Genomic DNA, 13,675 nt, shown 5'->3' with positions numbered 1-13,675 from the left:
CTCGCCCCTCCCCCAGGCCAACGGTTCAGAAGGGCGCAGAAACGTTTCCATTCCCGGTGCGAGGCACTGTGTTCGCTTCTCGCTCTGCGGCGCCGCTGTCCCAGCCCGCTTGGTTGATCGGGGGCTTGGCAGCGAGGGACTGAAGTAGCTCGCTGTTGATCTTTAGATCAACCGAGCGGAGCGAGTATCGAAAAAAGGACGTTGCACCGGGAGTGGAGACTTTGCGGTGCTTTCCTGAAGAGTCGTAACGTGAGGTGCAACGTCCTTAGCTCTCCGGGTTCGTCTCAGCCTCCTGCACCTCGCCGCGCTCCTGGGGTGGGCGGCGGCTTGGGTCCAGGTCTTCAAGCCAAGACTTCAGGCCCTGCGTCGTCAACTGGCGCCAGGGCCTGCTCGTGCACCACCAGGGCGTCGGGCAGGGCCAGGACGCCCTGGGTGTTGACCCCCCAGTCGGCCAGCCACCGGGCGCCGACGGGCACGGCCAGCAGGGCGGCGCCCGCCTCGCGCCACACGCCCGCACGAAAGGGAGCCAGCGCCGGGTCAGCCAGGGCGGCGCGCAGCCAGGGCAGCAGGGCCGGGCCGTCCTGCACACTGGCCCGCGCTTCCAGGGCCAGCAGCTGGGCGTGCAGGCCAGGGTCGGCGGGGGCTGACCCGTCCCCCACCCGGCGCAGCAGAGCGTGGGCGCGGTTCAGGTCAGCCAGGGCGGCGCCGGGCTGGGCCGCGCGCAGGGCGGCCTCGGCACGCAGGGCCAGCGCCTGGGCCTGTTCATAGGGGTGGGCAGCCAGGGCCAGGGCCTCGCCGGTCAGCGCCAGGGCGCGCGCCGCGTCGGGTTCGGCCAGGGCGCGGCTCAGGCGCAGGTCCAGCGCCAGCAGGTGATCGCGGTCGGCGCCCGCCCCCGCCTGGGCCAGCAGGGTATCGAGCAGGGCGCGGGCGTGCGCCAGATCCGGGTGGTCGCGCGTGGGCCCGGCCAGCGGCTGCAGGTAGGGGCGGCCCAGCCCGCGCGACAGGTAAGCCAGCGCGGCGCGGTAACGGGTGCGCCGGGCGCGGTAGGCGGCCTCGGCGGGCCGGGCCTCGGGGCGCGCCAGCAGCGCCAGGGCCCCGGCCGCCCACGACAGGGCCTCGTCGGGGCGCCCCAGGGCCAGCAGCAGCGGCACGCCCTCGGAGAGCAACCGGGCGCGGGGCACGCCGTCGGCGTGGCGCCGGGGATCGGGCGGCACCAGGGTCAGGGCGCGGCGCAGTTCGCGCAGCCCCGGCCCCGGGTGGCCCAGGCGGCGCAGGGCGGTGGCGGTGCGCGCCAGCACCCGCGCCTGTTCCTCGGGGGCGCTGCCGGCCTGCGCGAGGCGGGCGGCTGCGTCCTGCAGGGCCCCCAGGGCGGCAGCCGGCTGCCCCAGACGCAGCAGCAGGTCGCCTTCCTGGTAGCGCGCGCGCGCCGAGAGCAGCGGACTGCCCGCCGGAACGGCCTGCAGCGCGGCCAGCGCCTGGGCCCACTGCCCGGCGTCCTTGGCAATCAGGCCGCGCCACAGCCACGCGCGCGCTCCCCCCTGCGCGGCGCGGGGGTCGGCCGCCGCCTGGGTGGCCGCCGTCAGGTCGCCGCGCCAGCGGGCCAGGGCCGCCTGCACCAGCAGGGCGTCGGCCTGGGCCGCGCTCACCCAGGGATCGGGGCCCGCCATGCCGGTCACGTCCGGGTGGGCCAGTTGAACCTGTGCGGCGTCCATGCTGCCGTGTTCCAGGCTGCTTTCGGCCAGTTTCACCCGGGCCCAGGCGCGCACCGCGCCCCGGGGGGACTCCAGCAGGGTGAACAGGGCGTCCCGCAGGGTCACGGCGCCGTATTCGCCCCGGCCCGCATGGTGCGCCACCACCGCCCGCGCCAGCAGGTCGCGGTGTTCGCCGCCCGGGGCAGCGCGCAGCGCGGGCCACAGGGGCGGCAGGTGCCGGGCGTCGTCCGGGTGGGCCTGCAAGTGGGCCGCCAGGGCACCCAGGTCGCGCAGCGCGGCCCAGGCCGCCAGCCGCGCCGGGGCCAGGGCCGGGTCCCCGGTCTGCGCCAGGGCGCGCAGGGGGGCCACCAGGGCCGGGGGCGCCACACTGGCCCACGCGCCGCGCAGGGCCGCACTGGGCTGGAAGCCGTCCCCGGTGGGCACCAGCAGCAGCCGGGCGTGGGGGGGCAGCGTCGCCGGGTCCCGGCACAGGGCCGCCGCCAGCAGGGCCGCTGGCCAGGGCGCGGCCGGGTCCGGCAGGGCGGCGCTCAGGGCGGCGGTGGCCTCGGTCAGGGGGCGGGTGTCCGGGTCGGCCAGCAGTTCGGCGGGCCCGGCCCCTTCCCGGGCCAGCCGGGCCAGCAGGGTCAGGCGCTCGGGGCTGCGGCCCCCCTCCTGCACAAGGCGCTGGGCTTCTGTGCGCGACACGTTCAGGTGGGCCATCAGGTACGCTCGGGCCTCGGCGGGGGTGGGCGGGCGCAGCTCAATGCACTCGGCGCCGCTGTCCGGGGGACAGTCGCCGTCCAGGGCCAGCAGCACCGCCAGCCCGGCAGGCGCTGGTGCCAGCAGGCACTGCACCGCCCAGACTGCTCCACCCAGGGCCTCGCCGCTGCGGTCCCGGGGCGGGGCCCCCTGCCAGTGCAGCGCCTGCCCCACCCGCACCAGCACCGCGCCACGCGGGGGCAGGGCCCGGCGTGCGGCGTCCTGCTGCGCCTGCGCCTGCGCGGCGTATGAGGCGCCCGGCGGCATATCCAGCGGCAGCACGCCGCCCAGGTCACCCGAGAGAAACAGCTCTGTGACGGGCACGCCCTGGTCACGCAGGGTGCGGGCCACCTGGGTCAGCAGCACCGTCTTGCCCGCGCCGGGGCGCCCGGCCACGATCAGGCGCGGCGAGCGGCCCGCACGCACCCCGGCCACGAACTGGCGGTAGGCGCGAATCTTGCTGCGGCCCAGCAGGTCCAGTTCCGGGGGCAAGTCGGGGCGGGCGGGCGCGGCCTGGGGCAGCGCGCAGCCCACCTCCTGGGCCAGCGCCTGCAGCACTGCGCGCAGGGCGGCCTTGTCGGCGGGGGTGCCCACGCCCCGGTACACGATGTTGCGCACGCTGCTGGGGTTGGCGCCGCGCGCGCGCATCTGGGCTTCGAGCCAGCGCAGGCTGCCGCGCGCCTGCCCGCCAGAAGGCGGCGGCAGATGGGCGCGCAACTGGGCCAGCACCGCTCGGTAATCCACGCGGCGCTCAGCCTACCCCGCCCATGAACCGGGTTCAAGAAAGCCCTTCGCCCACCGTTCCTGACGGGGCCGTCAGCTTTCTGCCAGAGCAACTGTGTATACTCTGCCCAGCTTTCAACCCAGTCTCGATTCCCCCAGGAGGAACCTATGCGTAGCCTTATTGTGTCGTTTGCCCTTGCCCTGTCTGTGACCGCCGCCGCCCAGAGCCAGCAGACCGCCAAGACCCTGTTTGACCAGGGCAAGTGGCAGGAAGCCGCCACGGCGGCCGCCGCCCTGAACACCGCCGACGGCTTTGCCCTGGCCGCCGAGGCCACCACCGCCGGCGCCGGTCTGGTGCCCGACAACCAGAAAAAAGCGCTGTTTGAAAAGGCCCAGGGCTACGCCCGCCAGGCCATCGCCAAGGACCGCAACAACGCCGACGCCTACTTTGAACTGGCCCGCGCCCAGGGCCGTCTGGCGCAGTTCAGCGGCATTCTGCAAAGCCTGGGGCTGGCCGGCGAGATGAAGAAGAACCTGGACACCGCCGTGCGCCTGAACCCCAGACTGGCCGGCGCCTACGTGGCCCTGGGCCTGTGGCACGCCAACCTGATCAGCAAGGGCTTTATTGCCACGCGCGCCACCGGGGCCGACCGTAACCAGATCATCCCCAACTTTGAAAAGGCCATCGCGCTGGAGCCCAACGTGGCCGTTCACCGCATCGAGTACGCCAACGCCCTGATGCTGCAGGGCAAAAAGGCCGAAGCCGCCGCCCAGCTGGAACGCGCCCTGGCCATGAACGCCGACACCTTCTGGGAGAAGCGCAACGAGGACGCGGCCCGCGCCACGCTGGCAAAGCTGAAATAAGGGTCGTGGGGTGGAGGGGGTGGGTTGTGGGAGGAAACTTCCGCAGCCCACCCTCCCTTAGCTGTTCAGTCGCTCGCCCTGAGTGCACCTGAAAAAATGCACTTGGAAAGCTGCGCCGCGCGCACAGCCCTGTGCCCTTCCCTACACCCCACCGCCCCACACCCCCTACGCATTGAGCAGCCGCGCCGCGCCCGGCAACACGCGCACCCGGATCTCGCTGACGCGGCCGTGCAGGTCACCGTCCAGGTGAATGCGCACGGGGGTGGCCCAGCGTACCTGCACTTCACGGGCGGCCACATGGTGGGCCAGGGGATGCGAGAGGTGCGCGCCGCGCAGCACCCGGGCCATGAGGCCCGCCAGCTGCCGGCGGGTCATGGCGCCGCCTGCCACCACGTTCAGCTGGCCGTCACGCACATCCGACTGCGGGCTGATGCGAAAGCCGCCGCCGTACCGCACGCCGTTCATGACGGCCACGATGGCGCTGGGGCCCGCGTACAGCGGCTGCCCGTCGGCCACGATGGCCACCTCGGCCAGCTGCAGGGCGCGCAGGGTACTGAGCGCCGAGTAGGCGTAGCGGGCAAAGCCGCGCAGGCGCGCGGGCGCGCGGTCCATGTTGGCCGTCACATCAGAGTCAAAGCCCATGCCCAGGCCGTTGAGCAGCACGAAGCGGCGCCCGGCCTCGTCCCCAGCCACAATGTCCAGTTCCAGGGCGTCCAGGGCGCGCGGCTGGTAGTTCAGGCGGTCCAGGGCCTCACCGAAGGCGCCGGGCTTCAGGCCCAGCAGGCCGGCAAAATCATTGCCGGTGCCCAGCGGCACGATGGCCAGGGGGCGGCCAGTGCCCACCACCGCCCCCAGCAGGGCGCCCACGGTGCCGTCGCCGCCCACGGCCATCACCGCGACGTCCGGGGGCAGGGCCTGCACGCGGGCCAGCGCCGCCTCGCCGGATTCTTCCTGAATCAGGGTGTGCTCTAGGCCACGCGCCTGCAGTTCGCGCTGCAGGCGCGGCCATTCGCGGGCGGCCAGGCCACGCCCGGCGCGGGGATTGAGCACCACAGCCAGGGGGGGCAGCGGAAAAACTGGGTGGTCCTCTGGGGTCACGTCCAGCTCAGCATAGAGCAAACCTTCATGTGGGGCGGCCCGTCAGACAATCGGGGTGCGCAGCACGCCCACGCCCTCAACTTCAACCTCCACCACGTCGCCGCTGTGCAGCGGGCCCACGCCCTCGGGAGTGCCGGTCAGCACCACGTCGCCGGGTTCCAGCGTGACGTAGCGCGTGACATACGCCAGAATCTGCGGCAGGCCAAAGATCATGTGGCGGGTGCGGCTGTCCTGGCGCACCTCGCCGTTCACCCGGGTCTGCACGCGCAGGTCGGCAGGGTCCAGTCCGGTGACCAGATGCGGCCCCAGCGGACAGAAGCGGTCGGCCGCCTTGGCACGGAACCACTGCAGGTCGGCCTTTTGCAGGTCGCGGGCCGTCAGGTCCAGGGCGCAGGTGTAGCCGGCCACCACAGCCAGGGCGCTGGCCTCGGACAGGCCGCTGGCGCGCACGCCGATCACCGCCGCCAGTTCGCCCTCAAAGTGAAAACTCTGCGTCCAGTCCGGCCTGCGCACGGCGCCGCCGGGTTCAGCCAGGGCGTTTGGGCCCTTCAGAAAAATGCCGGGCTCGGTGGGCAGCCCGCCCCTGTCGTTGCCCAGTTCACGGATATGGTCCAGGTAGTTGCGGCCCACACACACGATCTTGGTGGGTTCGGCGGGGGCCAGCAGCGCAGCCGGGTCATAGGGCACCGTCTGGCCGCTGCGCTCGCCCAGCATGCCGGCGCGCAGGTGCACGCGCCCGCCGTCCAGTTCGCCCCAGCAGGGCTGGCCCTGCCACGTCATGCGGATCAGTTGCATGGGGGCAGGATAGCGGGCCCGCGCCCAGGGCCCCCGCTCAGTCCAGGCTGTCGGCTTCTTCCAGGGTGACGTTTTCCAGGCCCTCGGGGTCCAGCAGGGTGACGCTCTGGCCGGTGCTTTTCAGCAGGCCCTGCTGCTCCAGCTTGCGCATGACACGCGACACGGTTTCGCGGGAACTGGAAATGCGGCTCATGATGTCCTGGGTAGACATGGGCAGCACCTGCGGCTGCGCCGCGCCCGCCTGCACGCGCTGGCGGTAGAGGTTGGTAAACACGTGGCTCAGGGCCGCTTCGGTGTTCAGGCCAAAGGCAATCAGTTCGTCATTCAGGTGGGTCACGCGGCGCACCAGCATCACGCTGAGGTTCCACAGCACGTCCGGGTGGCGGCGCAGAATCTGGCGGAAATGGGTGCGGTAGAGCATCAGGGTGGTCACGTCGGTCTGGGCCACCACGGTGGCGCTGCGCTCGCCGCCGCCCAGCACAGCCGTTTCACCAATCACGCCAGGGGCGTACACGTCGCCCATGACGCGCTCACGGCTGCCCAGGCTGATGCGGCTGACCCGCACCACCCCGCGCGTCAGGATGTGCAGGGCCTCGCCCTGGGCGTCCTGCTCCAGAATGATCTGCCCGGGGCGGTACTGCCGCTCGGTGATGACCTGCAGCGCCTCCTGCAGCGCCTCGGCCGGCACGTTGTGGAAGAGAAAAGATGCCTTCAGATCGTCCAGGCGCGCCATCAGGGGGCTATCCTAGCGTGCCTGGGCAGCAGGCCACAACGCCCGCCCTTCTTCATGCACCGGCCATGGAGTACCATGCGCCGCGTGTCCCCGTTGCCCCCCGCCCTGATGGCCCGCGACCTGCAGCAGGCGTATGGCCCGCTGCAGGTGCTGCGCGGCGTGGGCCTGACCGTGGCCCAGGGTGAGGTGGTCGCCGTGACCGGGCCCTCGGGCAGCGGGAAGAGCACGCTGCTGCACCTGCTGGGCGGCCTGGATACCCTGCAGGGCGGTGAGGTCTGGTGGGCGGGCGAACGGGTGGACACTCTGGGCACCCAGGTGCGCGCCGCGCGCCGGGCGGGGCAGCTGGGGCTGGTGTTTCAGCACCATTATCTGCTCGAAGACCTGAGCGTACTGGACAACGTGCTGATTCCCACCCGCCTGTCGGGGCGCGGCGACGAAGCGCGGGCCAGGGAACTGCTGGCGCGGGTAGGGCTCTCGGGGCGTGAGGCTGACCTGCCCGGGGTCCTGAGTGGGGGCGAGCGGCAGCGGGTGGCGGTGGCCCGCGCCCTGGCCGCCCGCCCGGCCGCCGTACTGGCCGACGAACCCACCGGCAGCCTGGACCGGGCCAACGCGCAGGGCGTGGCCGCGCTGCTGGTGGCCCTGGCGCGCGAGGAAGGCGCGGGCGTGCTGCTGGTCACCCATGACGAACGCCTCGCGCGCCACGCCGACCGGACCCTGCACCTGCTGGACGGCCAGTTTACGGACACGGCGCCGGATTTTGCGTAAGGCACTGGCTGGGGCCGCCTTGCTGGAACCGGCTGGGCAGAACTTTCGACTGCCCCTCTGAGGCCGACGGATAGAGCCGAGAGGAAAACCCAGGCTGCCCGCCACCCCTGCCTTCCTGGCGCGGCCCAAGGCAGCCTTCCGGGCGCTCCGCAGGCTCTCAAGGCTGAGAGATGCGGGGTGGGACAGGGACAGCCCGCACACCGAGTGTCTTTACGTGGTGCGCGCCCCCCGTGCATACGGCGCTGGCAACTCCAGCGCCGCGCCCAGCGCCTGAGCCGCTGCCTGCGCCCAGTGTGGGTCACCCAGCAGGGGGCGGCCCAGAGCGATCAGATCGGCGTCGCCGTTTTGCAGCAGGCCCTCGGCACGCTCGGGGGTGTCAATCATGCCCACGGTCATGACCGCGAGGTCCGGCGTGGCAGCTTTGACGCGGGCGGCCATCGGCGCCTGATACCCCGGGCCCACTGGAATCTGCTGCGCGGGGGTCAGACCGCCGCTGCTGATGTCCAGCACGTCTACCCCCTCGCGCGACAGCCACTCGGCCAGCAGCGCGGTCTGGTCCAGGTCCCAGCCGCCCTCGGCCCAGTCGGTGGCGGACAGACGGACAAAGAGGGGCTTGTGGTAGGGCCACGCCTCGCGCACCGCGCGGGTCACCTCCAGCAGCAGCCGCACGCGGTTTTCAAACGGTCCGCCATATTCATCCGTGCGGCTGTTCGAGAGCGGCGACAGGAACTGGTGCAGCAGGTAGCCGTGCGCAGCGTGAATTTCCACGGCGTCAAAACCGGCGATCTCGGCGCGGCGCGCGGCGCGGGCAAAGGCCACGGGCACGGCGGCCAGATCATCGGCCGTCATGGGGGTGGGGGTGCGCAGCTGCTCGTGGTAGGGCTGATCGTCCGGGCCCAGCACCGCCCAGCCGCCGCGCTCGTCGGGCACGGCGCCGCGCCCGCGCCACGGGGCGTAGGTGCTGGCCTTGCGCCCCGCGTGCGCCAGCTGCACACCAATGCGCCCGCCCTGGGCATGCACAAAGTCGGTAATGCGCCCCAGCGGTGTGATCTGCCGGTCTTCCCATAGCCCCAGGTCCTCGGGGCTGATCCGGCCCTCGGGGCACACGGCGGTGGCCTCGGCAAAAATCAGGCCGGTGCTGCCCAGGGCGTACTGCCCCAGATGCACCAGATGAAAATCGTTGGCCAGGCCGTGGTGGGCCGAATACATGCACATGGGCGAGACCACGACGCGGTTGGGCAGCGTCAGGCCACGCACCTTCAGGGGGCGGAACAGCAGAGGCTCGGCGGTCATGGCGAGACTGTAGTGCGGCCCACAGGGCGCCCGCCAGAGGTCAGAAGTTTACGGAAAATACAGAAGCGGCACTGTTGAACAGCCCGCGCCAGCGTACACGGAAGCCAGAGCGTGGCGGCTGATACGGACTGCCGTCCAGTTCCGTACCATCCGGGAAGAAGGGGGATGTTCCCCGCCTTCGGCGCTGTTCCAGCCCAATTCCCGGAAATCCGCATTTGTTCCTTCTCTGCTCCGCAGCTCTTCGAGTCCCTCCGGTCGCAAAAATTCCGGAACACATGACGGAATTTTTCGGAATCAGCATGAGAGCTGAACCCGCTGCTGCCCCCGTGCTCAGGGGCCAGCACCGCCACGCCGCGCCTTCCAGGCTTCGTGCTGGGCGCGTGCCAGCTGGGCCGCCAGGGTCCAGAACGAAGTTTCCAGTGCCACCAGTGTCTCGGCCGAAACCGCGCCGTGCCGGGGCTGCCGGTAGGGCACCGCTTCCAGGCGGGGCAGCAGCGTGCGGCCCGGGGCCAGGGCAGAGGACGCCCCGGCCGCCGCCAGAGCCACCTCCTCTGGCACAGTCTGGGCAGCACTTACCAGCGCGCCGTAGGCCGCCGAGAGCCGCTGCACCGCGCGCACATCCGGCGCATACACCCAGGGGCCGCACGCGCCCAGCAGGGCCAGAAAACCGGTCCATTCGCCCTCCAGCAGCGCTGGCAGCAAGGCGCGGGCACCCAGATCGGGAGGCAGCCAGGGCCGCGCGCCCAGCAGATCGGGGGCCAGCGTGCGTTCGCCGGCCAGTTCGGCCCCCACCCGCCGCGCTGCGCCCGGCGAAGCGATGTCCCGCAGCTCGGTCAGGTGTGAGAGCTGCGCGCGGTCAGCCGGGCTTAAAGGCAGGGCGCGGGGACGGGGCTGGCCCAGGGCAGCCCAGCGGTCTGTGCTCATGGGCGGGCCCCGGGGCCCCCAGGGGGCGGGGTCATCAGCTGCTGGCGCTGGTGTAGCTGGCCACGGCGCGGCGCCAGAACCAGCGGGTCAGCGCAAACAGGCCGGCCGCCACCAGCGGCGAGACCAGCGCCAGGGCCGGTGTCAGCTCGCCGGTGAGGGCCTGGGCAGGCACGGTCGTAATCAGCGCCACCGGCACCACGAAGGTCAGCACCAGCCGCACTGGCACCGGAAAGGCAGTGGCCGGGAAGCGCGCGGCGCCAAACAGGCCGTTGAACAGCTCGGTCACATTCTGGGTTTTCACGAACCAGAAGGCGGTGGTGCTGAGGCCCAGCCAGATGCAGTACACGATCACCAGGGCCGAGAGGTACAGCGCCGCCGCCGACAGCACTCCCGCTGCGGTGAGGGTCAGGCCACTGGCGGCGTAGGCCAGCAGGCCCAGGCCCAGCAGCACATCGGGAAAGCGCAGCAGGTTCAGGTGCCGGACCGATACGTTGAACTGGGCATCAATGGGCTTGAGCAGCGTGAAATCCATGTTGCCGGTGCGGATGGCTTCAGCAATCTTGGTCATGTTGGGCTGCACCACCACGGAAATAAAGCCTTCGGTCAGCATGAAAAAACCGGTCACCAGCAGCGCCTCGCGGAAGGTCCAGCCGCCCACCTCCTGCACGCCGGGCTGGCTGAACAGCAGTGAGAGGCCCAGCAGCGCCACCCCCGCCTCGCCCAGGCTGGCCAGCACCGCCCCCACGAAGTTCGCGCGGTATTCCAGCTGCGCCGAGATGCTGGCGGCCAGAAACACCCGGATCAGGCGCAGGGCGCGCCTCATGCTCCCACTGCCCCGTAGCGGCGCAGGCCCACGCGCCACACGGCAAAGCGCACCACGCCGAAGATCAGGCCCCAGGCCAGCAGCACCAGCACACCCTGCAGGGCCTGCCCCAGCGTGGCCTTGCCGGAAAGCAGCTGCGCGGGCAGGCCCAGCATGTAGGGAAAGGGCGTCCAGACCGCCACGCGCTGCACCCATTCAGGGTAAAAAGCCAGCGGCGCGAACATGCCGCCCAGCGCGGCGTACATCAGCCACACCAGTTCCTGAAAACTGGTGGAGGAGTCGGTCCAGAAGGCCAGCAGCCCAATCGTGTATTCCCACAGAAAGCGCGCGGTGAAGCCCAGTACCGCCAGCCCGATGGCCGCCGGGTAAGCCCACCACTGGGCCGTGAACTGCGCGCCCGAGAGCCACGCGAACAGGGCCACCAGCGCCAGCAGCGCGGGCAGGCGCACGAAGCGCTCGGCCACATGGCCCAGGAAGTAGGTCCAGAAGGGGTCCAGTGGGCGCAGCAGCCACGGCGAGAGCTGCCCCTGCCGGATGGCGGGGTCCAGTTCGTGCGCCACCCACACCACCATGAGCTGCGAGATCAGCCATGTGGACAGGAAGTAGGTGGCGAACTCGGCGGGCGTGTAGCCGCGCACCTGCCCGCCGGGTGCGGCCGCCGCCTGGGCCATCCACACCAGCATCATGACCAGTGACAGGGTGCCCGAGAGCATCCAGATCACCACCTCGGCGCGGTACTCGGTCATCAGGGCAAATTGGGTGGCAAACAGCACCCGCACCTTGCGCCATGCCCAGTTCACCGGGTCACCTCTCCGGCCGGCCGGGCGGAGGCCGGGCGCGCGCCGAACAACTCGGCCATCACGGTTTCCAGCGGGGGGTCTTCCACCGTCAGGTCGGCCACGTCCAGTGCCGAGAGCAGCCGCGCGGCGCGCTCACTCACCTCGGCGCGGGGCACAGTCAGTTCGGCGCTGAGGCCGTCGCTGGTCACGACCTGACCATAGGCGGCCAGTTCGGCCGGGGTGGCAGGGCGGCGCAGCTGCAGGCGAATGGTCTTGCCGCTGCTGCCGCGCTCGGCCAGGGCGTTCAGGTCGCCGTCAAACACCACCTCGCCCGCGTCAATCACCAGAATGCGGCGGGCCAGGGCCGTCACGTCGGCCATGTAGTGGCTGGTGAGCATGACGGTGGCGCCGTAGCGCGCGTTGTAGTCGCGCACGAAGGCCCGGACGGCTTCCTGCATGTTCACGTCCAGGCCAATGGTGGGTTCATCTAAAAACAGCACCTTCGGGCGGTGCAGCAGCGCGGCCGCCAGTTCGCACTTCATGCGCTCGCCCAGCGAGAGCTTGCGCACCTGCTTTTTCAGGATGCCGTCCAGCCCCAGCACCTCGGTGAACTCGGCCATGGTGGCGCGGTACTCGTCATCGGGAATCTCGTAGACGGCCTGGTTGATCAGAAACGAGTCCAGGGCCGGCAGGTCCCACATCAGCTGCTGCTTCTGGCCCATGACCAGGGTAATGGTCTTCAGAAAGGCGCGCTCGCGGCGGCGGGGCTCGAAGCCCGCCACCCGCGCGCTGCCCGAGGACGGGTGCAGCAGGCCCGAGAGCATCTTCAGGGTGGTGGTCTTGCCTGCGCCGTTGGGGCCCAGGAAGCCCACCACCTCGCCAGGGGCCAGATCAAAGGACACGCCGCGCACCGCCTGCACCTGCCGGGTCTGCCGCTTCACAAAGGCCCGTACGCTGCCCATAAAGCCCGGCTCCTTGTCGTGTACGGCGTACTGCTTGCTCAGGTCGCGCACCTGCACCGCCGCGTCTGCAAAAGGCTTCGTCATAGAGAAGTCCAGCCTAGAGCAGCGGCGGGGGGCGGGGGCTCTCCCCTACACTGTGCCGGTGGACAACCCACTCGTCATCCTGGGCATTCTCACGCTGCTCCTGATCGTGAACGGCTTTTTCTCCGGTTCAGAGCTGGGCGTGGTCTCGGCGCGCAAATCGCGGCTGCAGGGCCTGGCCGACCGGGGCAGCCGCGCCGCGCAGCGGGCCCTGCACCTCGCAGAGCGCCCCGGGGCGTTCCTGGCGACGGTGCAGATTGGCATTACCCTGATTGGCACGGTCAGCGCCGTGTTTGCCGGCGACCGCCTGACGCCCCAGGTTGAGCGGGCGCTGACCCCGCTGCTGGGTTCGGCGGCCGGTGTGGTGGCGGAGCCTGCGGTGGTGCTGCTGGTCACCTACCTGTCGCTGGTGCTGGGCGAACTGGCCCCCAAGAGCATTGCGCTGCGCAACCCCGAGGCCCTGGCGCTGCGCGTGGCGCCGTTTTTCACGGTGCTGGCCCGCCTGACGCGCCCCGCCGTGTGGCTGCTGGAAACCACCACGCGCGGCCTGCTGTGGCTGCTGGGCCTGCGCGGCGAGCCGCAGGAACACGTGACCGAGGAAGATGTGAAGGCCATTGTGCTGCAGGCCAGCGAAACCGGCGGTCTGGAGGAAGGCGAGCGCGAACGCATTGACCACGTGCTGCGCTTTAACGACCGCCGCGTGCGCGAACTGATGACCCCCCGGGGTGAGGCCACCCTGATTCCGGCGACCGCTCCCCTGGACGAGGTGGTGGCGCGCGCGCTGGCCACGCCCCACGACCGCTACCCGGTGGTGGATGAGCACAGTCAGGTGGTGGGGCAGCTGCGCGTGGTGGACCTGCTGCAGGCGGTGCACAGCGGCGGGGTGTGGCAGGACCATGTGCAGCCTGTGGCCTACGTGCCCGAAACCGCCTGGGCCGAGGATGTCCTGAACCGCCTGACCCGGCAGGGCCACCAGCAGATTGCCATTGCGGTGGACGAATACGGCATGTTCACGGGCCTGATCACCTCCACCGATCTGCTGCGTGAACTGGCCGGCGCCGACCAGCCCGCGGACCCCAACGACCTGTTCCGGCGCGACGACGGCTCGTATCTGGCCGACGGCGGCCTGCCCATGCACGACCTGCGCGAGCGCCTGCCGCTGCCCCGCCTGGACCGCGAGGATTTCAGCACGCTGGCGGGGTACGTGCTGGAGGCGATGGGGGAGTTTCCGCAGGTGGGGGCGCGGGTGGAGGTGCAGGACTGGCTGCTGGAGGTGGTGGACCTGGATGGCGCGCGGATTGACCGGGTGCTGATTGTGCCGCCGGTGGGGTTGGTGATGGTGCAGGAGGTGGGGGGGTAGGGGGAAATGGCGGTTTGCTTTGCCG

At 71.1% G+C, this 13,675-nt stretch carries 12 protein-coding genes; 3 read left to right on the top strand and 9 right to left on the bottom strand.

Annotation, left to right across the window (positions count from 1 at the left end; translation table 11 throughout):
- Positions 1-341 precede the first annotated feature (341 nt).
- Positions 342-3,194 (bottom strand): P-loop NTPase family protein, encoded by a 2,853-nt coding sequence (locus tag C8263_RS19170; protein WP_158263719.1) that lies wholly within the window; start codon positions 3,192-3,194, stop codon positions 342-344.
- Between the two features lie 147 nt (positions 3,195-3,341).
- Between C8263_RS19170 and C8263_RS01540 the strand changes: the two genes are divergently transcribed.
- Positions 3,342-4,037 (top strand): hypothetical protein, encoded by a 696-nt coding sequence (locus C8263_RS01540; protein WP_107136316.1) that lies wholly within the window; start codon positions 3,342-3,344, stop codon positions 4,035-4,037.
- Positions 4,038-4,202: 165 nt separating this feature from the next.
- On the opposite strand, the gene C8263_RS01535 is transcribed toward C8263_RS01540, so the two are convergent.
- From C8263_RS01535 to C8263_RS01525, 3 genes are read right to left on the bottom strand one after another with little or no spacing between them, the layout of a single operon-like run.
- Positions 4,203-5,135 carry a diacylglycerol/lipid kinase family protein gene (locus C8263_RS01535; protein WP_107136480.1) on the bottom strand — a complete coding sequence of 311 codons (933 nt, stop codon included), beginning with the start codon at positions 5,133-5,135 and terminating at the stop codon, positions 4,203-4,205.
- 42 nt (positions 5,136-5,177) lie between these two features.
- Positions 5,178-5,930 (bottom strand): fumarylacetoacetate hydrolase family protein, encoded by a 753-nt coding sequence (locus C8263_RS01530; RefSeq protein ID WP_107136315.1) that lies wholly within the window; start codon positions 5,928-5,930, stop codon positions 5,178-5,180.
- Positions 5,931-5,967: 37 nt separating this feature from the next.
- On the bottom strand, positions 5,968-6,663 hold the full coding sequence (locus C8263_RS01525) for a Crp/Fnr family transcriptional regulator (RefSeq protein WP_107136314.1): 696 nt from the start codon (positions 6,661-6,663) through the stop codon (positions 5,968-5,970).
- Between the two features lie 75 nt (positions 6,664-6,738).
- On the opposite strand from C8263_RS01525, the gene C8263_RS01520 reads away from it, so the two are divergent.
- Positions 6,739-7,428, top strand: a complete 690-nt coding sequence (locus C8263_RS01520; RefSeq protein ID WP_107136313.1) for an ABC transporter ATP-binding protein — start codon at positions 6,739-6,741, stop codon at positions 7,426-7,428.
- A 210-nt stretch (positions 7,429-7,638) separates the two neighbouring features.
- Here C8263_RS01520 and C8263_RS01515 read toward each other — a convergent pair whose 3' ends face one another.
- The 5 genes from C8263_RS01515 to C8263_RS01495 all read right to left on the bottom strand — a co-directional run bounded on the left by C8263_RS01515 (position 7,639) and on the right by C8263_RS01495 (position 12,293).
- A complete protein-coding gene (locus C8263_RS01515; RefSeq protein ID WP_107136312.1) occupies positions 7,639-8,721 on the bottom strand; it encodes an NADH:flavin oxidoreductase/NADH oxidase in 1,083 nt (360 codons plus the stop codon).
- A gap of 330 nt (positions 8,722-9,051) precedes the next feature.
- The gene (locus tag C8263_RS01510) at positions 9,052-9,645 is read right to left on the bottom strand and encodes a hypothetical protein (RefSeq protein WP_107136311.1); all 594 of its coding nucleotides are present in this window, start codon (positions 9,643-9,645) and stop codon (positions 9,052-9,054) included.
- 34 nt (positions 9,646-9,679) lie between these two features.
- The gene (locus C8263_RS01505; protein ID WP_107136310.1) at positions 9,680-10,468 is read right to left on the bottom strand and encodes an ABC transporter permease; all 789 of its coding nucleotides are present in this window, start codon (positions 10,466-10,468) and stop codon (positions 9,680-9,682) included.
- Positions 10,465-11,268, bottom strand: a complete 804-nt coding sequence (locus C8263_RS01500) for an ABC transporter permease (protein ID WP_107136309.1) — start codon at positions 11,266-11,268, stop codon at positions 10,465-10,467. Before C8263_RS01500 ends, C8263_RS01505 begins: the two co-directional genes overlap by 4 nt.
- Positions 11,265-12,293, bottom strand: coding sequence for an ABC transporter ATP-binding protein (locus C8263_RS01495; protein WP_107136308.1), 1,029 nt, complete (start codon positions 12,291-12,293; stop codon positions 11,265-11,267). The genes C8263_RS01500 and C8263_RS01495 overlap by 4 nt, the downstream gene beginning before the upstream one ends.
- Positions 12,294-12,351: 58 nt before the next feature.
- On the opposite strand from C8263_RS01495, the gene C8263_RS01490 reads away from it, so the two are divergent.
- Positions 12,352-13,650: a hemolysin family protein gene (locus C8263_RS01490; protein WP_107136479.1), complete on the top strand. Its 1,299-nt coding sequence runs from the start codon at positions 12,352-12,354 to the stop codon at positions 13,648-13,650.
- Positions 13,651-13,675 lie beyond the last annotated feature (25 nt).

The sequence above is a fragment of the Deinococcus arcticus genome, assembly GCF_003028415.1.
Taxonomy (GTDB): Bacteria; Deinococcota; Deinococci; order Deinococcales; family Deinococcaceae; genus Deinococcus; species Deinococcus arcticus.
Note: the sequence above shows the minus strand (reverse complement) of the source record. Positions and strands in the feature narration are given on the sequence as shown.